At 72.1% G+C, this 22,148-nt stretch carries 21 protein-coding genes; 13 read left to right on the top strand and 8 right to left on the bottom strand.

Translation table 11 applies throughout. The features are described 5' to 3' along the window. Positions 1-24 precede the first annotated feature (24 nt). The 4 genes from SMD20_RS00415 (at position 25) to SMD20_RS00400 (ending at position 1,782) form a co-directional block, all read left to right on the top strand. Entirely contained in the window at positions 25-453 is a 429-nt protein-coding gene (locus tag SMD20_RS00415; protein WP_329573677.1) for an Hsp20/alpha crystallin family protein, read from the top strand. Between the two features lie 54 nt (positions 454-507). Continuing rightward, positions 508-822: a MerR family transcriptional regulator gene (locus SMD20_RS00410; RefSeq protein WP_329573675.1), complete on the top strand. Its 315-nt coding sequence runs from the start codon at positions 508-510 to the stop codon at positions 820-822. Positions 823-864: 42 nt separating this feature from the next. Continuing rightward, positions 865-1,413 (top strand): hemerythrin domain-containing protein, encoded by a 549-nt coding sequence (locus SMD20_RS00405; RefSeq protein WP_329573673.1) that lies wholly within the window; start codon positions 865-867, stop codon positions 1,411-1,413. Between the two features lie 63 nt (positions 1,414-1,476). After that, on the top strand, positions 1,477-1,782 hold the full coding sequence (locus SMD20_RS00400; protein ID WP_329573671.1) for a DUF5709 domain-containing protein: 306 nt from the start codon (positions 1,477-1,479) through the stop codon (positions 1,780-1,782). 18 nt (positions 1,783-1,800) lie between these two features. Here SMD20_RS00400 and SMD20_RS00395 read toward each other — a convergent pair whose 3' ends face one another. Next, entirely contained in the window at positions 1,801-2,454 is a 654-nt protein-coding gene (locus SMD20_RS00395) for an HAD family hydrolase (RefSeq protein ID WP_329573670.1), read from the bottom strand. A gap of 170 nt (positions 2,455-2,624) precedes the next feature. Here SMD20_RS00395 and SMD20_RS00390 point away from each other — a divergent pair, with 170 nt between their 5' ends. Then, the gene (locus SMD20_RS00390) at positions 2,625-3,104 is read left to right on the top strand and encodes a Uma2 family endonuclease (RefSeq protein WP_329573668.1); all 480 of its coding nucleotides are present in this window, start codon (positions 2,625-2,627) and stop codon (positions 3,102-3,104) included. Here the strand turns inward: SMD20_RS00390 and hrpA are convergent. Both hrpA and ppgK read right to left on the bottom strand, forming a co-directional pair. Then, positions 3,094-6,969 (bottom strand): ATP-dependent RNA helicase HrpA, encoded by a 3,876-nt coding sequence (gene hrpA, locus SMD20_RS00385; RefSeq protein WP_329573666.1) that lies wholly within the window; start codon positions 6,967-6,969, stop codon positions 3,094-3,096. The genes SMD20_RS00390 and hrpA overlap by 11 nt on opposite strands. A 108-nt stretch (positions 6,970-7,077) precedes the next feature. Beyond that, positions 7,078-7,794 (bottom strand): polyphosphate--glucose phosphotransferase, encoded by a 717-nt coding sequence (gene ppgK / locus SMD20_RS00380; protein WP_329573664.1) that lies wholly within the window; start codon positions 7,792-7,794, stop codon positions 7,078-7,080. Positions 7,795-7,917: 123 nt separating this feature from the next. On the opposite strand from ppgK, the gene SMD20_RS00375 reads away from it, so the two are divergent. Further along, complete coding sequence (locus SMD20_RS00375; protein WP_329573662.1) at positions 7,918-9,066, top strand: TIGR03118 family protein; 1,149 nt, start codon at positions 7,918-7,920, stop codon at positions 9,064-9,066. A gap of 171 nt (positions 9,067-9,237) precedes the next feature. On the opposite strand, the gene SMD20_RS00370 is transcribed toward SMD20_RS00375, so the two are convergent. Then, positions 9,238-9,825, bottom strand: a complete 588-nt coding sequence (locus SMD20_RS00370; protein WP_329573660.1) for an HAD family hydrolase — start codon at positions 9,823-9,825, stop codon at positions 9,238-9,240. 108 nt (positions 9,826-9,933) lie between these two features. Here SMD20_RS00370 and SMD20_RS00365 point away from each other — a divergent pair, with 108 nt between their 5' ends. Further along, positions 9,934-10,752: a DUF4253 domain-containing protein gene (locus SMD20_RS00365; protein ID WP_329573659.1), complete on the top strand. Its 819-nt coding sequence runs from the start codon at positions 9,934-9,936 to the stop codon at positions 10,750-10,752. A gap of 37 nt (positions 10,753-10,789) precedes the next feature. Here SMD20_RS00365 and SMD20_RS00360 read toward each other — a convergent pair whose 3' ends face one another. Together SMD20_RS00360 and SMD20_RS00355 are read right to left on the bottom strand one after the other, a co-directional pair. Next, positions 10,790-11,623 carry an SAM-dependent methyltransferase gene (locus tag SMD20_RS00360; RefSeq protein ID WP_329573657.1) on the bottom strand — a complete coding sequence of 278 codons (834 nt, stop codon included), beginning with the start codon at positions 11,621-11,623 and terminating at the stop codon, positions 10,790-10,792. 155 nt (positions 11,624-11,778) lie between these two features. Continuing rightward, on the bottom strand, positions 11,779-13,035 hold the full coding sequence (locus tag SMD20_RS00355; RefSeq protein WP_329573655.1) for a helix-turn-helix domain-containing protein: 1,257 nt from the start codon (positions 13,033-13,035) through the stop codon (positions 11,779-11,781). A gap of 290 nt (positions 13,036-13,325) precedes the next feature. Between SMD20_RS00355 and SMD20_RS00350 the strand changes: the two genes are divergently transcribed. From SMD20_RS00350 to SMD20_RS00330, 5 genes are all read left to right on the top strand, one after another. Then, positions 13,326-14,018, top strand: coding sequence for a hypothetical protein (locus SMD20_RS00350; protein WP_329573653.1), 693 nt, complete (start codon positions 13,326-13,328; stop codon positions 14,016-14,018). Between the two features lie 377 nt (positions 14,019-14,395). Beyond that, positions 14,396-14,731 carry a hypothetical protein gene (locus SMD20_RS00345; RefSeq protein ID WP_329573651.1) on the top strand — a complete coding sequence of 112 codons (336 nt, stop codon included), beginning with the start codon at positions 14,396-14,398 and terminating at the stop codon, positions 14,729-14,731. A 217-nt stretch (positions 14,732-14,948) separates the two neighbouring features. After that, positions 14,949-15,767, top strand: coding sequence for a maleate cis-trans isomerase family protein (locus SMD20_RS00340; RefSeq protein WP_329573649.1), 819 nt, complete (start codon positions 14,949-14,951; stop codon positions 15,765-15,767). Next, complete coding sequence (locus SMD20_RS00335) at positions 15,764-16,930, top strand: FAD-dependent oxidoreductase (RefSeq protein WP_329573647.1); 1,167 nt, start codon at positions 15,764-15,766, stop codon at positions 16,928-16,930. Before SMD20_RS00340 ends, SMD20_RS00335 begins: the two co-directional genes overlap by 4 nt. Before the next feature lie 17 nt (positions 16,931-16,947). Beyond that, positions 16,948-18,660 carry an RNA polymerase sigma factor gene (locus SMD20_RS00330; RefSeq protein ID WP_329573646.1) on the top strand — a complete coding sequence of 571 codons (1,713 nt, stop codon included), beginning with the start codon at positions 16,948-16,950 and terminating at the stop codon, positions 18,658-18,660. 18 nt (positions 18,661-18,678) lie between these two features. Here SMD20_RS00330 and SMD20_RS00325 read toward each other — a convergent pair whose 3' ends face one another. Continuing rightward, positions 18,679-20,610 (bottom strand): Xaa-Pro dipeptidyl-peptidase, encoded by a 1,932-nt coding sequence (locus SMD20_RS00325; protein ID WP_329573645.1) that lies wholly within the window; start codon positions 20,608-20,610, stop codon positions 18,679-18,681. A 151-nt stretch (positions 20,611-20,761) separates the two neighbouring features. Between SMD20_RS00325 and SMD20_RS00320 the strand changes: the two genes are divergently transcribed. Continuing rightward, on the top strand, positions 20,762-21,421 hold the full coding sequence (locus tag SMD20_RS00320) for a FadR/GntR family transcriptional regulator (RefSeq protein ID WP_329573643.1): 660 nt from the start codon (positions 20,762-20,764) through the stop codon (positions 21,419-21,421). A gap of 12 nt (positions 21,422-21,433) precedes the next feature. On the opposite strand, the gene SMD20_RS00315 is transcribed toward SMD20_RS00320, so the two are convergent. Then, positions 21,434-22,141 carry a hypothetical protein gene (locus SMD20_RS00315; protein ID WP_329573642.1) on the bottom strand — a complete coding sequence of 236 codons (708 nt, stop codon included), beginning with the start codon at positions 22,139-22,141 and terminating at the stop codon, positions 21,434-21,436. Between the last annotated feature and the right edge of the window lie 7 nt (positions 22,142-22,148).

Genomic DNA, 22,148 nt, shown 5'->3' with positions numbered 1-22,148 from the left:
AGAGCGCAGCGAGGAGGTCCCGACATGCTTCTCACCTCGATCGACCCGTTCATCCAGGAGTTCGAGCGGCAGTTCAACCGCCTGGCCCGGCAGACCCTCGACAACGGCTCGGCCATGCCGATGGACGGCCTGCGCCGTGACGACGACGTCGTCCTGCGCTTCGACCTGCCCGGCATCGACCCCGACTCCATCGAGGTCACCGTGGACCGCGGCGTCCTCAGCGTCAGCGCGCGCCGCGAGGAGGAGCTCGGCGAGAACGAGCGGGTGTTCGTGCGCGAGCGCCCCATGGGCGTCTTCACCCGCCGGGTCTACCTGTCGGAGCACCTCGACAGCGAAAGGATCGACGCCGGCTACGCCAACGGCGTGCTCACCGTCCGCATCCCGGTGCTGGAGCGGGCCAAGCCGCGCAAGGTCGAGATCCAGCGAGGCGACACCAAGGCCATCAGGGCGTGACCCGCGCGGCGCGGGGGCGGACGCCCACGTCCGCCCCCGTACCATGAGGAGGTCATGATGGCCGATCTGCCCTTCGACGACGAGCACGCCCCCCTCTACTCCCTCGGGCAGGTGGCGGCGATGCTCAACGTCCAGCAGGCCTACCTGCGCCGCCTCGACCAGCACGACGTGGTCACGCCGCGCCGCTCCGAGGGCGGCCAGCGGCGCTACTCCCGCCGTGACGTCCTGATCGTCCAGCACGTCACCCGCATGGCCGACGAGGGCATGACCCTCATCGCCATCCGCCGCATCCTGGAGCTCGAACGCGAGCTCGCCGCGCTCCGCGAGGAGCTGAAGCGGACCCGGGAGCGCCTGCGCGAGCTGGAGTGACCCGGCGATTGGACGGCGTTCCCTTGGGTAGCGCTTGACCTTATGGCAACCGACGTCATCACCTTGATCACCAAGGACCACCGGACCGTCGAATCCCTCTTCGACCGGCTCAAGAAGGGCGAGGGCGACACCAAGGCCACCGTGGCCGAGCTCCACGCCCTCCTGGTCGCGCACGCCCGTGCCGAGGAGGACCGCGTCTACCCCGGCCTCGACGCCCACCACGGCGTCGAGGAGCACAAGGAGGCCGAGGTCCTGCTCGACGCGCTCGTACGGGCCACGCCCGGCACCCCCGAGTTCCGCACCACCCTGGAGAAGCTCGTCGAGTCGGTGCAGCACCACGTCGAGGAGGAGGAGACCGACCTCCTGCCCCAGCTGCGGAGGTCCGCCGACGACAAGCGGCTCCAGGAGCTCGGACGGGCCTTCGAGGAGCGCAGGAACGCCGAGCTCAAGGCCCTCGGCGCGACCGCCCCGACCACGGGCGACACGACCAAGGCCGAGCTGTACGAGCAGGCGCAGCGGGCCGACATCCCCGGCCGTTCCGGGATGGACAAGGAAGAGCTCGCCGAAGCCCTCAAGCGGGCCGATTCATAGGATTTCGTACCTGTCCGGGGGTAGGGGATTCTTATGAGTCAACTACCTCCGGACCGGTTCGGAATGAGCGACGAACAGGACGTCGAGGTCTCGGAGTGGACCGACGACCTCGGGCTCAACCACGAGGTCGTCCCCGACGACCCGCGGCACCGGGACACGCTCGACGAGCGGCTGTGGCGCGAGGCGCCCGACCGCCTGCACGAGCCGCGCTCGCTGCACCGGCTCACGCAGCCCGACGAGGGCCTGGAGCCGGATCGGGAAGACGAGGAAGTGGCCGAGGACCAGGGCGCCGACGACGGCGACCTGTCGGCCGAGGAGCGGGCGATCCACATCGACCTCGGCGAGGACCTCGACGAGGACTTCAGATGAGGGCCTGAGGCGCCGCCGCTACGTCAGTCGCCGCGCCGCCGCCAGGACCTCGTGCAGGTCGTCGACGACCACGTCGGCCGCCCGTGCCTCCGGCCGCGCGGCGTGCAGATAGCCCCAGGGGCCGCGGCGGATGAGCGCGGTGCGCATGCCCGCCCGCCCCGCCGGGAGCACGTCGTTGTCGAGCCGGTCGCCGACGTAGAGGATCTCGCCGGGCTCCCGCCCCGCCACCGCCGCGACCTTGGCGAAGAACTCCGGCTGCGGCTTGGCCACCCCCCATCCCTCGGAGGTGTGGACGGAGTCGGCCGGCAGCTCCATCGCGGCCAGCGCGTCATAGGCCCGGCGCGGCTGGTTGCCCGCGATGATCACCTGGTAGCCGGCCTCGCGCAGCGCGCCGAGCGCCGGGCGGACGTCCGGGTAGAGGTCGTCGCCGTCGAAGTGGTTGCGCAGCCCGTCCGGGTCGTCCCGCTCCCACGCCGCCTCCTCGGCCTCAAGATCGATGCCCGGCCGGATGATCTCGAACGCCTCGCTGTGGGACCGGTCCAGCGCCGCCATGCCGCCGAGCGCGCCCATGAGCACGAAGTGGCTCACGCCGATCCGCTCGGCCCACCGCGTCCAGATGCGCGTCTCGTCGACCAGCGTCTCGCCGACGTCGAACACCACAGCCCTGACCATCGATCCCCCTGCACTTCGCAATCAACCGCAAATCGGGATTCTCGCACGCTCGGGTTCGTCTCCCGCGACCGGCCGTGCGATACTTAGCGTGCCCGTTCGAATACGAAGGGATAACTCCGATGGTAGCGATGGCGACCGAGCCTCCGGCGGCCCAGCCAGAGGAGATCCACATGCCGCAAACAGCACGTGAGTTGCTGGGCAGCCCGGAACACACCTTCATGGCGGTGAACCTGCACAACGTTCTGCTGCCGCTGAGTCTCGAACGGAGGTGGCTCGCGGCGCCGGGCGGCCTCAGCGTCTGCATCGAAGGCCCCCGCGACGCGCTCGTGCCCGACTACGCCCTGCTGCCACCGGACTGTCCCCGCTGGGGCCGAGGCGAGCTGCTCTCCTCCGGCTTGATCATGGTCGCTGAGGTGGTCTCCCCCAGCAGCGTGCACATCGATCGCGAGGAGAAGCGGCACCTCTACGCCGTCGGCCGGGTGCCCGTCTACCTGCTGATCGACCCCGTGCCCGAGGTGCCCTCCGTCACCGTGCACAGCGACATCGCCGACGGCGCCTACCGGTCGATCGCCACCGTCCCGATGGGCAAGCCGCTGCCCCTGCCCGCCCCAGTCGACTTCGAGCTCGACACCTCGGTCTTCATGATGTGAGCTTGTCCATCGCCTTGGTGATGCGCTTCTCGCTGATCGGCGTGGGCGTGCCCAGGGTCTGGGCGAAGAAGCTGACCCGCAGCTCCTCGATCATCCAGCGGATCTCCACCACGTCGGGATCGCCGCGCCGCGCCGGCGGCAGCTTGTCCAGCAGCTCGTGGTAGTCGTCCTCGACCTTGTGCACCCGGTCCATCCACTCCTGGTCGCGCCACGGGTCCTCGGGCAGCTTGCCGAGGCGGCGCTCGACGGCGCGAATGTAGCGGAGCAGGTCGGACAGGCGCCGGTGGCCGGTCGCCGTGACGAACCCCTTGTAGATCAGGTGGCCGAGCTGGTCGCGTACGTCGTCGGTGGCGGCGCTCGGGCGCAGGGCGTCGAGGCGGGCCGCCGCCTCGTGCCACACGGCCAGGATCTGCTCCACCTTCGCCAGCACCCCGGCCGCCGTGTCGTGCAGCTCGGCGCGGACGTGCTGATAGAGGCGGTCGAAGGCGACCGGGTCCCAGGCGGGACCGCCGGCCTCCCCCATGAGCTGGTCGACGGCCGCGTTGACCACGTCGTCGAAGAGCGCGACCGCGCCGCCGTGCGGGCTGCGCGACAGCGCCAGCTTGGCCTGGTTGCTCAGGCCGGCCAGCAGGGACTTGGCCGGGTTGGTGACGTTGAGCAGGAGCAGGCGGCGCACACCCGGCCAGTGGGCGCGGCGCTGCTCGGCCTCGGTCTCGAAGATCTTGATGGAGACGGAGTCGCCGGCGTCCACGAGCGCCGGGTAGCCCTTCATCCTGCCCTGCTCGAACACCCGCGGCAGGCTGCCGAAGCTCCAGGTGCGCAGGCCCGTCCGCTCCAGGTCGTCGCCGGCCTCGGCGAGCGTCTGACGCAGCCGGGGCGCGAGACGGCGCTTGAGCGCGTCGAGGTCCTTGTCCTCGGCCAGCGTGCGCTTGCGTTCGTCGATCACGCGGTACGTGATCCGCAGGTGGTCGGGGATCTGGTCGAGCTGCCAGGCCTCGCGCGGCACCCGTACGCCGGTCAGGCGCAGCAGCTCACGCTCCACGGCGGCCAGCAGCGGCTCGCCACCCGGCTTGACCGCGGCCAGCACCTGCTTGGCGTAGTTGGGGGCGGGCACGAAGTTGCGGCGCAGGTTCTTCGGCAGGGAGCGGATGAGCGCGGTGATGAGCTCCTCGCGCAGGCCGGGGATCTGCCAGTCGAAGCCGTCGGAGCCGACCTGGTTGAGCACCTGGAGCGGCACGTGCACGGTGACGCCGTCGGCGTCGGCGCCCGGCTCGAACTGGTAGGTCAGCCGCATCCGCTGGCCGAGCTGCTTCCAGGTGTCGGGGTAGTCGCGGGCGCTGATGTCGGCGCCCTCGTTGACCAGCATCTCCGGCGAGAACGTGAGCAGGTCGGGCGTCTCCTGCCTGGCCGTCTTCCACCAGGAGTCGAAGTGCCGGGCCGAGACCACGTCGGCGGGGACCCGCTGGTCGTAGAAGTCGAACAGGGCCTCGTCGCCCACCATGATGTCGCGCCGGCGGGCGCGGTTCTCCAGCTCCTCGACCTCGCCGAGCAGCTTGCGGTTGTCCTTGAGGAACCGGTGGTGGGTGTCCCAGTCGCCCTCGACGAGGGCGTGCCGGATGAACAGCTCGCGGCACAGGTCGGGGTCGATGCGGCCGTAGTTGACCTTGCGGCCGACGACGAGCGGCACGCCGTAGAGCGTGACCTTCTCCAGGGCGATGACGGCGCCCTGGTTCTTCTCCCAGTGGGGCTCGGAGTAGCTCCGTTTGACCAGGTGCTGGGCGAGGGGTTCGACCCAGGCGGGCTCGATCTTGGCGTTGACCCGCGCCCAGAGCCGGGAGGTCTCGACGAGCTCCGCCGACATGATCCACTGCGGCTGCTTCTTGGCCAGGGCCGAGCCGGGGAAGATCGCGAAGCGGGCGTTGCGGGCGCCGAGGTATTCCTGGATCGGACGCCGGCCGCCGTCGGCCGGGCGCTGCTTGTCGAGCACGTCCTTGACGCCGATGTGCGACAGCAGGCCGACCAGCAGCGACACGTGCACGTAGTAGGGGTCGGCGGGGGTGCTGTCGGGCTGCACGCCGAGCGACTGGCGGAGCTGGCTGTAGATGTCCTGCCACTCGCGTACGCGCAGGTAGTTGAGGAACTCGGCCTTGCACAGCCGGCGGAACGCGCTGGAGGACAGCTCCCGCTGCTTCTCGCGCAGGTAGTTCCACAGGTTGAGGTGGGCCATGAAGTCGGAGTCGGGGTCGGCGAAGCGGCGGTGCTTCTCGTCGGCCTGCTGCTGCTTGTCGGCCGGCCGCTCGCGCGGGTCCTGGATGGACAGGGCGGCGGCGATGACCATGACCTCGCGCAGGCAGCCGTTCTTCTCCGCCTCCAGCACCATGCGGCCGAGCCGCGGGTCGACCGGCAGGGTGGCGAGCTTGCGGCCGATCGGCGTGAGCCGGCCCTGCGCGTCGAAGGCGCCCAGCTCGTGCAGCAGGTTGACGCCGTCCTTGACCTGGCGGCGGTCCGGCGGCTCGACGAACGGGAACGCCTCGATGTCGCCGAGCCCGATCGCGGTCATCTGCAGGATGACCGAGGCCAGGTTGGTCCGCAGGATCTCGGGGTCGGTGAACTCGGGCCGGCTGAGGAAGTCCTCCTCCTCGAACAGCCGGATGCAGATGCCGTCGGAGGTGCGGCCCGAGCGGCCCTTGCGCTGGTTGGCGCTCGCCTGCGAGATGGGCTCGATGGGCAGGCGCTGGACCTTGGTGCGGTGGCTGTAGCGGGAGATGCGGGCGTAGCCGGGGTCCACGACGTATTTGATGCCGGGGACGGTGAGCGAGGTCTCGGCCACGTTGGTGGCGAGGACGATGCGCCGGCCGGTGTGCGACTGGAAGACGCGGTGCTGCTCGGCGGCGCTGAGCCGGGCGTAGAGCGGCAGGATCTCGGTGTTGCGGAACTCGGCCTTGGCCAGGGCGTCGGCGGCGTCGCGGATCTCCCGCTCGCCGGACAGGAACACGAGGATGTCGCCGGGCCCCTCGGTGATCAGCTCGCGGCAGGCGTTGACGATGCCCTGCGTCTGGTCGTCGTCCTCCTCCAGCGGCCGGTAGCGCACCTCGACCGGGTAGGTGCGGCCGGAGACCTCGATGATCGGCGCGTCGTCGAAGTGCCGGGAGAAGCGCTCGGGGTCGATCGTGGCGCTGGTGATGATGACCTTGAGGTCGGGGCGCTGGGGCAGGAGCTGCTTGAGGTAGCCGAGGATGAAGTCGATGTTGAGGCTGCGCTCGTGGGCCTCGTCGATGATCAGGGTGTCGTACTGGTCGAGCAGGCGGTCGTTCTGCAGCTCGGCCAGCAGGATGCCGTCGGTCATCAGCTTGACGAGCGTGCGCTCGCTCGCCTGGTCGGTGAAGCGCACCTTGTAGCCGACGACCTCGCCGAGCCCGGTGCCGAGTTCCTCGGCGACGCGCTCGGCGACCGTGCGGGCGGCGATGCGGCGGGGCTGGGTGTGGCCGATCAGCCCGCGTACGCCGCGCCCCAGCTCCAGGCAGATCTTCGGGATCTGCGTGGTCTTGCCGGACCCGGTCTCACCGGCGATGATCACGACCTGGTGGTCGCGGATCGCGGCGAGGATGTCGTCCTTGCGCTGCGAGACCGGCAGGTTCTCCGGATAGCGGATGGCGGGCACGGCGGCGCGGCGGCGTTCGAGACGCCGCTCGGCGCGTTCGACGTCGGCCAGGATCTCCGCGACGATCTTGTCCCGGGTGTCGCGGGAGCGGACCCGGCGCATGCCGTCGAGCCTGCGCCGCAGCCGCCGCTGGTCGCGCGGCATGAGCTCGGGCAGGCGGGACTGGAGGTCGGCGAGCGGAGAGGACACGGAAGGCGTTCCCATACTGCTTTCAAGGATATTTGAGCCGCGCAGAAGCGGAGCCAACGGCCCATCGTGCCTCACCGTCCGCGACCGGCGCATCTGAATATCGCCAGACCCGGCCGGGGCTGGTCAGGGGCGGGCGGCCAGGGCCGCGCCGATGATGCCGGCCTCGTTCTGCAGCCCGGCGGGCACCACACGGGTGCGCAGCGTGATGTGCGGCAGGAACTTCTCCGCCTTCTTGCTGACGCCCCCGCCGATCACGACGAGCGACGGGGAGAACAACATCTCCACGTGCTCCAGGTATTCCTGGACCCGCTCGGCCCACTTCTCCCAGCTCAGGTCGTGCTCCTCGCGCGCCCGCGAGGAGGCCCGGTGCTCGGCGTCCTTGCCGTGCAGCTCCAGGTGCCCCAGCTCGGTGTTGGGCACCAGCACGCCGTCGCGGAACAGGGCGCTGCCGATGCCCGTGCCGAAGGTCAGCATGAGCACGGTGCCCTTCTCCCCGCGCCCGCAGCCGAACCGCATCTCGGCCACGCCGGCCGCGTCGGCGTCGTTGAGCACGCTCGCGCCGCCGAACAGCGCCGCCGCGTCCACCCCGATCCATGACCGGTCGACGTTGGCGGCCGTGCGCACCACGCCGTCCATGATCACGCCTGGGAAGGTCACCCCGACGGGCCCCGTCCAGGCGAAGTGTTCCCGGATCTCACGTACGGCGGCCTCGACCGCCTCCGGGCGGGACGGCTCAGGGGTCGGGATCCGCAGGCGCTCCTCGGTCAGCTCTCCGGCGTCGGTGTCCACGGGGGCGCCCTTGATCCCCGAACCACCGATGTCGATGCCCAGCACGTTCATGCCTGTCCCTTCCCCGATGCGGCGCGATGAATTCGCCTGACGATTTTTCCCCATGACGGAACCTGAACCTGCCTTCGCCCGTCCACGTACCTCCCGTCACAAGCGCTAACTAGGAGGCAACGGATGCGGACACGCATCATCACACTCTGCGCTGTTGCGGTCGTCTTGGGAGCGACTCTCACCACTCCCGCACACGCCACCACCAGGACTCGTTTCGACGTCACCAACCTTGTGTCGGACGTCCAGGGCAAAGCCCCGGTCACCGACGCCAAGGTCGTCAACCCGTGGGGCCTGGCCATGGGCAAGACGCTGTGGGTCTCCAACACGGGCACCGGCACCGCCACGGTCTACTCCGGCACCGGCAAGAAGGAGCAGACCGAGGTGTGGATCCCCGGCGGAGCACCCACCGGCCAGGTCTTCAACTCCGGCAGCGGCTTCACCGTCAAGGGCAAGCCCGCCACGTTCATCTTCTCCAGCCCGAGCGGCGCCATCACCGGCTGGAACGCCGAGGTGGACCCGAAGAACGCCGTCATCGCCGCGTTCACCCGGGGCGCCGACTACAAGGGGCTGGAGCTCGTCCAGACCGAGGACGACGCCTTCCTGCTGGCCGCCGACTTCGCCGGTGGCCGCATCCACGCCTTCGACCAGGACTTCCAGCGCATCCGCCTGTCGCGCTGGCAGTTCAGGGACCCGGGGGTGCCGAGCAACTACCACGCCTACAACGTGGCGGTGGCCAACGGCAACATCTGGGTGTCGTACGCGCTGCGCGACCCGTCCACCGGCAAGCCGGTCTTCGGCAACGGCAAGGGCTTCGTGAGCCGTTTCAACGCCTCCGGCCGCGTCACCGGCCGCATCTCCCGCGTCGGGCTCAACGCCCCCTGGGGCATCACCGCCGCGCCCAGAGGCTGGGGCCAGTTCGCCGGCGCCCTGCTCGTCGGCAACTTCGGCGACGGCACCGTGCACGCCTACAAGAACAGCCGTCACCTCGGCGCGCTGACCACGTCGAACGGCCGGCCGATCGTGCTGCCGGGCCTGTGGGACCTGGAGCCGGGCACCGCGGCCACCGGCGGCGAGCGTTCCCTGTGGTTCTCCGCGGGCATCGACGGCACCAAGCACGGCCTGATCGGCGTCATCACCCCGCAGGGCGTGAAGCCGACCTCCACCGGCGCGGCGGCCAACCCGTCCGCCTCCCCGAAGCACCCGTCGGGGCACAAGACGAGCGCCCCAGCCACCACCTCGCCGTCCTCCCAGAACCCGTACGGCGGGTACTAGGCCGGCGCTCTCGCGCCGCCGTCCCCGGCGGGCTGCATCGCCCGGCGAGGAGCGCAGCTCGCCGAGACAGCGAGCCGGGGACGGCGGTCCCGCAGACGTTTCCGGCGCGGCCGGCGCGAGCCGCGCCGGAAACAAACGGGTCAAGAAGCAAGCGGCCAAGCAGCAAGAGGGTCAGAACGCGCCGGCGAGCACGGCCGCCAGGTCGGCCGCCGTGCGGAAGTGCACCCCGGCCATGCCGAGGGCCTCGGCGGCCTGCACGTTCTCCAGCCGGTCGTCGACGAACAGGCACCGCTCCGGCGGCACGCCGGCCCGCTCGGCGGCGATCTCGTAGATGCGCGGATCGGGCTTGGCCACCCCCACGCGGTAGCTGCTGACCAGGTCGTCGGCGAAGTAGCGCAGGCCCAGCCGGTCCAGGTGCTCCTCCACGGTGTCCATGGCGTTGGTCACGAGGATCACCGGGACGTGCCGCTGCGCGCTCGCCAGCAGCGCCCTGACCTCCTCGTCGACGAAGAACGGCACCTCCATGAACTCGGCGACCGCCTGCCTGGCCGCCTCTCCCCCGCCGAGCGCGGCGACGATGGACTCCGCCCACTCCGTCTCGGTGGCGAGGCCCAGCGTGGGCGGCCCGATCAGGGCGGGATCGAAGGCCGTCTTCCGCAGCGGCAGGCCGTAACGGGCCTCGATCTCGGCCTGAACGCCGTGGTCGAACTGGCGCAGCACTCCGTCAAGGTCCGACAGGACCGCATCAAACCGGATCACAGGCCTCATTCTCGCAGCTCGCGCCTTTTCCCGTACCACCGGAAGGTGCCTGAGCGATCGTCGGCACTACCATCTCCGAGACAGGATTCGGTATCGGAACGGTAGGGCATGAACGATCACCGGCTGCCACGTGAGCTGTGCCGGCTGTTCCCCGACGGCGGCAGGGGGCGCAGCCTCGGCGCGTCGCTGCCCCCGGGCGAGCTGATCTGGCCCGATCCCGGTTACACAGGGCAGGGCCAGGCGGTGACGCCCGCGTTCTGGATGAGCTCCGAGCCGGTCGCCGGCGAGGACTGGGCGCTCATGCGCGCGTGGCATCCGCACAGCGGGCTGTGGCCGCTGCTGCTGGACGAGTCCGCGCAGCCGTGGGCGGTGGGCCAGGTCGTCCCCGACGATCCCCGGCAGATCGATCACTTCACCGCCGAGGGCTTCATGACCGAGGTGTGGCAGGAGTGGGTGGCGCAGATGCCGGCGGACGCGATGGAGGAGCTGGAGCCGTACGGCGCGATCTGCCCGGGCCTGGCGCCGCCGGGCGAGCTGAGGGCCGATCCCGAGGCGGTCGCCGAGTGGTACGCGGGCCGGCTCGCCGCGCGGAGCCTGCCGCTCGGCCTGGTCGCCGCGGCGCGTGGGGCGGACGCGCTGGCCGTCATGGGCTGGCAGGGGGCGCTGCACCACAACGAGTGGATGGTGCCGATGGCGGCGGTCGTGCGGAGCTGGGAGGAGCGGTTCGGGGCGCGGGTGGTGAGCGTGGGCTTCAACACGCTCGAACTGAGCGTGGCCGCCCCGCCGGTGGACCCGGAGCACGCGCTGCACGTGGCGGCCGAGCACTGGACGTTCTGCCCGGACAACGTCGTGCAGGGCCCCGGCGACCTGCGGGGGTACGCCGAGCAGATCATCGGCGGGCACGCGTGGTCGTTCTGGTGGGACTGAGACCGCGCCACGGGATGCGGGGTCACGGGATGCGGGGTCACGGGATGCGGGCCACCGCGCCATAAGTGCCCGACGCGCTCGGGTCGTCCAGTCCGGCGGCGTCGTGACCGTCGGGCCGCCACTCCGGGACCCACACCAGCCCCGGATCGACCAGCACCAGACCGTCCAGCAGCGCCGCCACCTCCTCCCTGGCGCGGATCGCGTGACCGGGCAGCGTCATCGCCAGCAGGTCGTGGATGGCGGGCAGCAGCTCGGGCGGCACCCCGTCGAACGTGGTCTGCAGCAGCGACAGGTAGCTGCCCTCCGGCACCGCCTGGCGGATGCGCTTGATCACGTAGTGGAAGTACTCCTCGTCGTTCAGGCTGTGGGTCGACAGCAGCAGCACCGCCACGGGCCGGTCCCAGTCCAGGAAGGTCCGCATGACGTGGTCGTCGAGGACCTCGTCGATGTCGCGTACGTCGCCCTCGACCACGCGGACGAGGTCGGTGACGGGCTCGATGGTCGCCCGCGCCCCGGCCAGCACCATGGGGTCGTTCTCCACGTAGACGACGCGGGGCCGGCCGCCCGGGAGCGCCTCGCGGGCCACGTCGTGCAACTGCCGGCCGGCGGGCAGCCCTGAGGGCACGCCGCTGCCGACGACGACGAATTGTTCGACGCCACCGGCGGCCAGCCAGCGCACCACACGGCGCACATGGTGAAGCACCGCCCGCGCGGCTTTCGTGGTGATCGGAGCCGCGAGGTCATAACGCCGCATCGCATCCCGGTCGGCCACGAAGTTGTTCTTTCCACCCGCGGCCGCGTCGAGGATGCGGGTGGCACTGGCCTGGGTCATCTCCAGCTTCGCCAGGTTTCGGATGGCACGCTGACGCATTGAGTGTTGCCCCTTTCCCCTCGCCCACAATCTCGGGAAAAGTTGTCCTTTCGGACCCCACTCGATGACCCAGAACCTATGATCCCCGCCGGGTGAGAGAACACAACACGAAATGCCATTAGTTTTGGGTATATCTGGCTAACCGCCGCAAACGATCACTTTCCGAGCGAACGCGAAAGCCTTTCGCAATGGGCGCTCAGCAGCTCGACGGTCTCCTCGCGGGTGGTCGTCGTCACCGACAGCTTGGTGAACGCCTGGTGGTAGGACTCCACCGCGCCGGTGTCGGTGAGCAGCTCGTCGCGGTCGATGCCGTGGGCGCAGGCGACGTCGGCCTCGTACGCCTCCGCGAAGCGCCAGAGCGTGAAGGGGCCGGTGCGCGGCACGTAGGCGGGGTCGTCCATCGGCACCACGTGCAGCGAGACGTTGGGCCGCTTGGCCTGGTCCATCAGCGTCTCGAGCTGGCGTAGCTGGATGTGCCTGCCGACGATCGAGCGCAGCAGCACGCTCTCGTCGATGATCGCCCACAGCACGACGCCGCTCTCGCGGGTGAGCGCCTCCTGGCGGGCCGTCACCAGGGCGAGCGCCTCCTCGACCGTCGGCTGGCCGAGCGTGGCCGGGCCCATCACGGTGAGCGCGGCGCGGGCGTATTCCTCGGTCTGCAGCAGCGGCGGCACGAACTGGGTGTGGAAGGTGCGGATCAGCGTGGCCCGCTGCTCCAGCGCGTAGGTGGTGGCCAGCCAGACCGGAATGGAGTGCGCGTCGTACCAGGCGGCCTCGCGCTCGCCGCGGGCCAGCGACAGGACGTATTCGCGGATCGGCGGCGAGCCGACGCCGAAGAGGGTGAGCAGCCGCTCGACGGTGATCGGCGGCGGCGCGAGCCGGCCCTCCTCGATGGCGGGGATCGGCGCCGCACCCCTGCCGAGCGCGGTCTCGACCTGCTCGACCGACAGGTCGGCGGCCAGCCGCAGCCCGTGCAGCCGGCGGCCGAGCGCCCGGCGCTGCGAGCCGGTCAGCGGCGCGGCGGCCGCGGGGATCTCGTCGGCGGGCTCGGGCTCGTCGGGCAGGCCCTCGGCCCTGCGGGCGAGGTCGACCACGCCGCGCAGCACGCTCAGCGACGCCTCGGACAGGCCGGAGGCGGACAGGCCGAGGGTGGCGGCGCGCACCTGGAGGTCCTCCACCGCGCCGGACTCCAGGTGGTCGTCGCCGACCAGCCAGCCCACGCTCACCTGGAGGCAGGAGGCCAGCGCCCGCAGCACCTGGAGCGTCGGGTTGGTCTGTTTGCCCGTGCGGAGCTGGCTGACGTAGGCGCGGGTGATGGGGATGCCCGCCTCCGTCAGCGTGGAGGCGACCTGCGCGCCCGTGAATCCGCGCTTGGTCAGCGCGAGATCGAGCCGCTCGGCGAAGTTCGCCACGGCACACCTCCTACTGCCCGTGAACTTTTCCAGCGTAAGGGACGCGGGGCCCGGTGTCCCCCGCCATGCGGGCTAGCTCTGCCCCGCGGGTGGGAACCAACTTATGCGGAAACTGTCAGTTGACATAGCCCCCTCTCGAAGCAGACTATCGGAGCACGTTGATAAGTGAGGCTTAACGGCCGGAAGATTCTGGAGAGAGTTACCCGACGAGGAGGTGGCCGGAGGTGACCATGGAAGTCTCGGGCGGTTCCTGGTTCCAAGCGGATTCGGTCCCTTCCCCTCAGGAGCGCGTGGTACATCGCATCTGCGGCCGCGTCGCCGGGGCGGGCGTGCGCGTCGCCGATCTGCCTCTGGGCGGCGTACAGGTCTGGCTGGACGACGCCGGCGACCGCTGGCGTCACTACCACCGGATGGCCCGCGAGCTGCGGCTGGCCGGCTGGCACACGGAGACCGGGCCCGACCGGCTGCTGCTGCTCGGCTGGAGCTCGGTGTGCCTGAGCCACCGCGCGAGGATGCTGGGCGCCGCCCTGTCGGGACGGCTCGCCGACTTCGACCGTACGGCGTTCACCGCCGTCATGGCCGCCACCCGGCTGCTGCACGACGGCTTCCCCGCCCAGGACCTCGCGGCCGAGGTGGAGGCGCGCTGCCGCCACCTGCTGCGCTGGCCCGAGCGGCTGGCCGACCTCGACGGCCTCCAACGTACGTCGTCGCTGGAGCCCATGCGGCTCCGCCTGGCCCAGGTGGCCGGGCTGGAGGCCAAGGTGGGCCGGCGCTGCGGCGAGCACCTGGCGCTCGCGGCCAAGGTCGCGCGGATGGTCGCCGGCGGCGCGATGCCGGCCGCCGCCCCCGCGGGCGGCCCGCGTGCCCGGCACGCCGGCCGGACGGCCGAGCGGGCCGGGCTGGGCCAGCGGGCCGGGCTGACCGAGCGCATGGTCTGCGCCAGCGTGCCGAACCTGGCCTTGAGCGCGGTGACCGCGCGATGACGACCGCTTCACTCCACACGTACGCGCCGCCGCCCGGGAGCGGGCCCGGCCCGCTCGTCCCCTCCGGGGGACCGGCGGCGCGATTGGCGCTGGCCCCGGCGCTGTCCTGCCTTCCCGGCACCGTGCGGCACGTGCCCGAAAAAATCGGCACGGTGCTGTTGGCCAGCGCGGTCGCGGCTGGCGTGCTGGCCAAACCGGAGGACAGCGCCTGGGGTCGGCTTGGTCCGCGTTCGCCGGGGTGCGGGGTTTCGCCCCGTCCCCGGCGGCGCGCGGCCCCGACGACAGATCTCTTCACCGAAATGCTGATGACCACAAGGGACGGGATCATCTCTGGCGGGGGTCCCGTCCCGTGCGGAGGCCGCGCGAGGCGCGTCTCCGTGTCCGAGGCCATCGGCATGGGGGCGATGCCGGGCAGTGCGATCGGCGTGACGGGCGCCGCTGTGCTGATCGGCCGGCCGTTCGGGAACGGTCCGGTGCCCAAGCGTTCCTCCGTGCTGGTGGCCGTCCTGATGGCCGCCGTTCCGCTCGACTCCGCGGCGCTGGTGCGGGTCGCCGCTGCGTCGAGCCATGAGACCGCACGTCGATCTCACCATCGATCTCAACGTCGATCTCAGCGCGCGGCAGGTGGGGGGCCGGCGATGCCGAGCCGGCCCTCCGCCCACTCCGTGCGCGACCGGTTTCATCGGGTCCCCAGCCCAGCCATGCACCGATAGACAGGAGCGGACATGCTCGCGGACGAGATGCGCAGGTCACGACCACACGAGGTTCGCCCGGCCCGGCCAGGGCCACCGCACGACGAACCCGGCGCCGAGACGGAAGCGCGCGGCGCGCACCGGCTGCGCAGGATTCGAAAGATGCCCGCCCAGACGCCGGCCGACCGGACGCCACGGCACCGTGCGCACTGATCCCGCCGCTCCCGAGGAGACCTCGATGCGCACTCGTTCGGTGGTGAGCCGCGGCAGGGTGGGCGTGATCGTGGCGCCCGCGAACCCGTCGGCGGAGCCGGAGCTGACCCGCCTGCTCGGGTCGCGGGCCGACATGCACGTGGCCCGCTTCCCCGTGAGGCGCGGGCTGCCCCTGGCCGAGCGCCTGGAGAGCTACAACGACGAGCTCCCCCTCATGGTGTACGCCTTCGACGGCCTGCCGCTCAACGCCATGGTCATGGCCTGCAGCGAGCCCCGCTACCTGCTCGGCCCCGACGAGGACCGCGAGCAGTGCGCGCGGCTGAGCGCGGCGGCCGGCGCGCCGTTCGCCTCCTCCACCCTCGCCACACGCGAGGCGCTGGCCCACGTCGGGGTGAGCGACATCGTGCTGGTGTCGCCGTACCAGCCGTGGCTGACGGAGCTCGCCGAGCGCTTCTGGAAGACCGCCGGGCTGACGGTCACCCAGACGGTGCAGGTGCGTGCCAAGACCGGCTACTCGTCGTACGCGGTCACCCCCTCCGAGCTGATCAGCCAGGTCGAGCTGGCCGACGTGCCCGAGGACGCGGTGCTGCTGTTCACCGGCACCGGGCTGCCCACGCTGCCCGTGCTCGGCCCGCTGAGCACCGGCAACGACCGGCTGCTGCTCACCTCGAACCTCTGCACGGCCTGGTGGGCGCTGTCACGGGCCACCGGCCAGCACGTGACGCTGAGCCGCGTCCCCCACCGCAGCCGCGTCCCCGCGCAGGGAGGTCACGTCCCGGCGCAGGGAGGCCCCGTGCCGCCGCAGGGGAGCCCGGTCCCCGCGCAGGGGAGGCGCCCGGCATGAACGGCGTCATCGTGGTGGGCGCGGGGCCCGCGGGACTGACCGCGGCGCTCTCGCTGGCCAGGGCGGCGATCCCGGTCACCGTGCTGGAGAGCGGGAACGAGCCGCCGCGCCAGCCGCGTGCCTGCACCTTCCACCCGGCCACGCTCGACCTGCTCGACGGGCTGGGCGTGGCGGCGCCGCTGGTCGCCGGAGGGCGGGTCGTGGACCGGGTCCAGTGGCGCGACCGGCTGGGCACCGTGCTCGCCGAGATGGGCATGAACCAGCTGGACGGGCTGACCCGGCATCCGTTCCGCGTCCACGCCGACCAGAACGCGCTCACGCCGCTGCTGCTGCGGGCGCTCGCCGTCTACGGCGACGCCGACGTGCGCTTCGGCGCCCGCGTGGACGGCGTGGCCGAGGGCGGCACGGGCATCCGGGTCCGCGTGGGCCACACCTGGACGAGGGCCCGGTACCTCATCGCGGCCGACGGCGCGCAGAGCACCGTGCGGGCCGCGCTGGGGCTGCCGTTCCCCCGGTCGGGGCACATCGCGCAGGCGCTGCGGGTGTTCACCGACTCGCCGCTGGACCGGCTGCTGCCGAGTCTCGCGCCGCTCACGTACGTGCGCGACGTCCAGCAGTCGTGCACCCTGTTCGGGCTGTCCGACCACTGGCGGATCATCTTCAAGATCCCCGTGGACGGGCACGAGCCGCTGTCGCAGGGGAACCTGTCGATGCTGGTGCGCCGGGCGCTGCCGGGCGCGGGCGGGCCGATCAGGGTGGCCGGGGCGGACCGGTTCGGCCTGTCGCGGGGGGTGCTGCCCTCGTACCGGTGCGGGCGGGTGCTGTTCGTCGGCGACGCGGCGCATCTGACCTCGACCGTCGGCGGGCTCAACATGAACGCCGGCATCCACGACGCCGCCGAGGCCGCCCAGGTGATCGCCGCCGTGCTGCGCGGCCGCGCCCGGCCGGCCGCGCTGGAGGCGTGGGCGTGGCGGCGGCGCTCGGTGCTGATGCAGCGGGTGCTGCCGCGCGGCGAGACCCGGCTGGTGGGCGTGCGCGAGCACGACAGCGCCCGGCTGGCCGCGGCCATGGACGGGTTGCGGGCGATCGCCGGCGACCCCGACGCGACCCGGGCGTACCTGGCCCAGGCGTCCCTGCTCGACAACGTGCCGGGACGAACGTGACGAGGAGGTGACGCCGGATGTGGCGGACGCTGTCCGACGACGCGCGGCAGGCCATCCGTGACCTGTGCGACCAGCACGGGGCGCGCCTGTACGACTACTGCCGCACCGAGCTGGCCGAGGGCGACGCCGAGCAGGCGGTCGCCGGCGCGCTGCTGACGGCTCACCTGTACGCCGAGCGCGCGGGCGACCCGGCCGTGAACCGGCCCTGGCTGTACGCGCTGGCCCGCGCCCACCGCGCCATCGTCGCCAAACCGGCGAGCATCGGCTCCTGGTCCCGCCCCGGCCGCATGTCGGAGCTGCTGCCCGAGGCCCTGCTGTCGCTGGAGCGGCCGCAGCGCGAGCTGCTCGACCTGTCCGTACGGCACGGCCTGGCCGACGCCGAGCTCGCCACGATCTTCGAGCTGGACGCGGCCGAGGTGCGCGCGATCGTGACCCGGGCCGCGGCCGGCCTGGAGGAGTGGTTCGCCGCGATCCTCGCCGCGCGCGGCCCCGACGGCTGCCCCGACCTGACCGCGCGGGTGTCGGCGTGGGTGGCCGCGCCCGGCCGCCGGGCCAGGGCGAGGCTCGGCCGCCACATCCAGTCCTGTGCGACCTGCCGGGCCGCGCCCAGGACCGTGACGGCGGCGGCGCTGCTGCGCCGCCTGCCGATCGCCACCGTGCCCGGCACCCTCGCTGACCGGCTGGCGTCCGCGCAGCCGCTGCCCGGAGAGGGACCCCTCTGGCGGGCGGACGGCTTCCCCGTGCAGGCACGCACACTGGTGGAGACCGGTTCCGCGGAGACTGGCCGCTGGGCCGGCGCTCCACCGGTCGCCGACGCCACGCCGTCCGTCCCCGTCGCCGACCCCACGACGGCGACGCAGGGAAAGCCCTGGTCGGCGGCGGGCGCGGCCGCCGCCGACCAGGAGCTCCCCGCCGCTCCCGCGGCGCGCGGGCGGCATCCGTTCGCGCCGCAGAGCCGGACCAGGGCCTTCCGCGGGGGCGCGTACACCGACAAGCTCGTCTACAGCACCACGCTCAAGGGCGAGAGCAACGGCCACGCCAGGTCCCCCGACGCGATCATCCGCTACGGCGGCATCACGATGAGCGGCGAGCCGGACGGCGCGGCCAAGCAGTGGCAGGACTACTGGAAGGAGCCGCCGGGCGACGACCCGGAGGCGGGCGCCCCGATCCGCGCGGTGTCCCGGCTGGCGCTCGTCCTCGGCGTGGGCCTGCTGGCGGCCGGCCTGGTGTGGGCGCTGCTGAACGCCCGCGACCACCCGGCCGTGGTCACCAAGGCGGCGGCGCAGACGAACGTGCTGCTGGAACGGCCGTCGAAGTGGGTGGCCGAGGTCACCGCGCCCACGGCGGAACCGGTCCCGGCCGGGCGTTCCGGGCTGAGCAGCGTGCCGCGGACGGCTGAGTTGCCACGGCCGGCGCCGCCGGTGGCGCGGCTGACGCCGGCGTCGATCTCGCTGGGCGCGGCCCGCGCCGGGTCGTTCGCGCTGGCCTGCACGGGCCGCTGCACGATCACCTCGGTCAGCGCCACGTCCGGTCTGTCGGTCTCCGGGCGCAACTTCCGGGTACGCGAATCGGCCGCCGACTGCGGCGACCGGAACCGCAGCGGCCGGATCCTGGTCCGCTGGACCGGGACGGCCACCGGCGACGGCGTACGCACCGGCGGCACGAGCACCGCGCGGGGCACGCTGACCCTCGCCGTGAGCTGGACCACCGGCCGGGGCCCCTGCGAGTAGGGGCCCCGGGGAGCGGATTTAGAAGAAGGTGAATCCTTCCTCGGGCTGCGGCAGCTCGACCCGGTCAGGTCCGCGGAACCTGGCCTTGTCCTGCGGCACGTCCGCGAGCGGCGTCCCGAGCACGAACGGCACGGCGACGGAGCTCCGCGACAGGTCGACGGTGACGGTGGCGCCGGTCCCGCTCTCGTCCGTGTAGGTGGAGTCGGTGCCGGCGATCACCAGGCCGATCCTGTGGCCCTTCCTGAAGGTGTAGTCCTGCGGCAGCGTCAGCCACTTGACGGTGCCGTACGTGCCGACCGGCAGCGGCTTCGCCTGGCTGAGCGAGTCACGGTTCTGCACGTCGATCCAGCCGCGGGCGACGATCTCCAGCGGGCGGGTGGCGACGTTCGTGACGACCTTGCGGTAGCAGCCGTCGTCGGCCGCGGTGCTCTCGCCCCAGCAGTCCTCCTCGGTGAGCGTGGTGATGCCCTGGCCGCGCCGCCAGTCGACGCGGGCGCTCTCGCCGAAGTCGACGAGCAGGGCGGTCAGGTTGGCGGTCGGCTTGTCCAGCTTGACCCGCAGGTCGGCGGTGGGCGTGCCGGACAGGCGCAGGTCCAGCGGGAGCGCGCCGGTCGTGAACGCGACCCGGCCGGGATGGGCGGTGCCGACGTCGGCCACCATGTCGTTCTCGCTCATGGCGAGGTCGGTGAAGGTCGCGGTGCTGTTCTTGGCGGCCGGGCGCAGGCCGAGCGAGCCGTCGGCCGCGGGCCGCAGCGACGCCTTGAGCGCGAGCGGCGCGGGCCAGTCGCGCTGCGTGATCCACTGCGCCGGGCCGATCTCCACGTCGGCGCGGGGCTCCTGCGCGATGCCGTTGCGCACGCCGTGCAGGTAGTGGTCGAACCAGCGGTGCAGGGTCTCCACCCAGAGCCCGCGCCGGCCCTCGAAGTCGAACGGGTCCACGTGCTGGGTCTGGCCGACCCAGATCTTGCGCGGCACGCCCCGGTCGGCGAGCGCCTTCCACCAGGTGGAGAAGTTGTCCGGCCGGACGTTGAGGTCGTTGACGGTGTGCACGGCGAAGACGCTGGCGCGGACCTTCGAGGCGTCGCCGAGCAGGCCCTTGATGTAGTCGCGTTCGGCCCAGAACGCGTTGTAGTCACCGGTGTCGTCGCCGTCCTCGGCGTCCATCCGGTCGCGGACCGCCTGGCACTTGGCCTCGGGGTCGGTGTCGACGTAGTTGGCCAGCCAGGAGGCGTAGTCGTAGTTGTAGATCACGCCGTTCGAGCGCTGGTACTTGTACCAGGAGCTGATGGCCGAGATCGGCACGATCGTCTTCAGCCCGGCCACGCCGGTGGCGGCGACGGCGTTGGCCAGCGTGCCGTCGTACGACTTGCCGATCATGGCGGCGCTGCCGGTGGTCCAGTCGGCGACGGCCGGGCTGCCGTCGGCCTTGGTGGCCTTGGCGCGGCCGTTCAGCCAGTCGATGACGGCCTTGCCGCCCAGCACGTCGGCCTTACCGCCGACGTCGGGGCAGCCGTCGGACTTGGTGGTGCCGAGCATGTCGACGTTGAGCACGGCGTAGCCGCGGGGGACGAAGTAGTTGTCGTAGAAGAGCGGGAACTTCACGACGTTGCCCGCCGCGTCGTAGACCTTGCGCTCGCCTTCGTTGCCGCGGCCGGAGTTGTCGTAGTAGGGGCTCTCGTCGATGATCACCGGCACCTTGAGTCCGGGGCCGGACTCCTTGGGGCGGATGATGTCCACGCGTACCTTGTCGAGCGCGCCGTCGGCGTCGCTGTCCACGGGGGACTCGACGTACACGTGCTCGCGGACGGCGTCGGCGTAGGAGAAGACCGGTTGGGTACGGCCGTTCTCGACGGTGATGGCGGGGGTGGCGGCGCGCGCGGGGAGCGCCGTGACGGTCGTGGTCGCCAGGGTGACCGCGACGGCCACGAGAGCCGGGCGTAAGGATGACACGCATGACCTCCAAGGGGGCATCCGGGACAAAACGCAATCTCTCAGACAGATGGGGACAATGACAAGATTGACTCGCGAATGTCGGTGCCGGATGCCCGGCGGGCGAAGCGCTTAAGGTGAGAGTCCCCACCCGAAGGAGAAGAGGGGGCACATGCGCAACGTCGCACGGACCTCGCTCGTCGACGCGGCGATCGGCGAGCTCCGCCGGGAGATCGCCGACGGCACCTGGCCGGTCGGGACGAAGATCCCGTCCGAGAGTCAGCTCGCCCAGAGCCTCGGCATGAGCCGCCTGTCGGTGCGCGAGGCGGTGCGCGTCCTCGTCCACGCCGGGCTCCTGCACACGCGGCAGGGCGACGGCACGTACGTCACCGCGACCGACGAGTCCAGGGTCGCGCTGCGCCGCCGCCTCGACACGGCGGCCGCCATGGACATCATCGACGTACGCCGCGGCCTCGACCTCGTGGCCGCCCGCCTGGCCGCCGGCCGCCGCACCGACGAGGACCTGCTCGCGCTCCGCGAGATCCTCGCCCGCAGGGCCGCCGCCGCCCGGGCCGGCGACCTCGACGGCTTCGCCGACGCCGACGTCGAGTTCCACGTACGGGTGGCCGACGCCGCCCACAACGCGCTCCTCGCCGACCTCTACCGGGGGATGAGCGACGCGCTGCGCGACAGCGTCCGCGACCAGGAGGAGGCGGCGCTGACGCCGGACACCTCGCACGAGGACCTGCTGGGCGCGATCGAGGACGGCGACCCGGGGCGCGCGGTCGCCCTCTCGATCGCCATCCTCGACCAGCAGGCCCGCGACCTCTGACGTGTCAGGGGCTCAGCCGGAGATGACGATGGTCTCGGCGGAGGGGTCGCGCGGCGGCGGCTCCTCGTCCTCCGCCGCCCGCCGCCTGACCAGCCACCACCCCGCGCCCGCCAGCGCCGCTCCCCCGGCCGCCGCGAGCGGCAGCGTCCACGCCGGCACCCCGGCGGCCTCCGCCACCCGGGACGAAGGGGGCGAAGGGGGCGGAGCGGACGGCGGGGGCGGCGCGGACGCCGCGGCCGTGCCCCGCGCGACCGGCGCCGGCTCCGCGGGCAGGTCGGGGAAGCCCGGCGGCCGCACCGCGCCCCAGTAGTCCACGCCCTGCGCCACGAACCCGTCGATCGACTCCTTCCGCACCGGCTCGGCCTTCAGCCCGCCGGGCACGGACACCGTCCCCGCCTGGTACGGCGCGAACATCCCCTGCAGCCCCTCGACCTTCCAGTCGCCCTCCGGCAGCACCACGGAGGCGGCGTAGTGCCCGGCCTCCGGCAGCGGCGTGCCGGGAAAGGTCAGGCTCTCACCGTCCGGACGGGTGAAACGCAGCCCGACCGGCGACAGCTCGCCCTCGTACGGATGGGTGCCGTGCTGCAGCACCCAGAACCCCAGCGTGTACGACGTCCCCGCCACGAACCGCTGCGGCGCCGGGTCCAGGGACGTCTCCGCCCACGCCCCGCTCGTGCCGCCGAGCCAGCCGGCGACCAGCAGAGCCAGAATCCATTTCATACGCCGG

Source organism: Nonomuraea sp. LP-02, assembly GCF_036289125.1.
GTDB classification, from domain to species: Bacteria; Actinomycetota; Actinomycetes; order Streptosporangiales; family Streptosporangiaceae; genus Nonomuraea; species Nonomuraea bangladeshensis.
The sequence above is the reverse complement of the archived record's forward strand: the minus strand, read 5'-3'. Positions and strand labels throughout refer to the sequence as shown.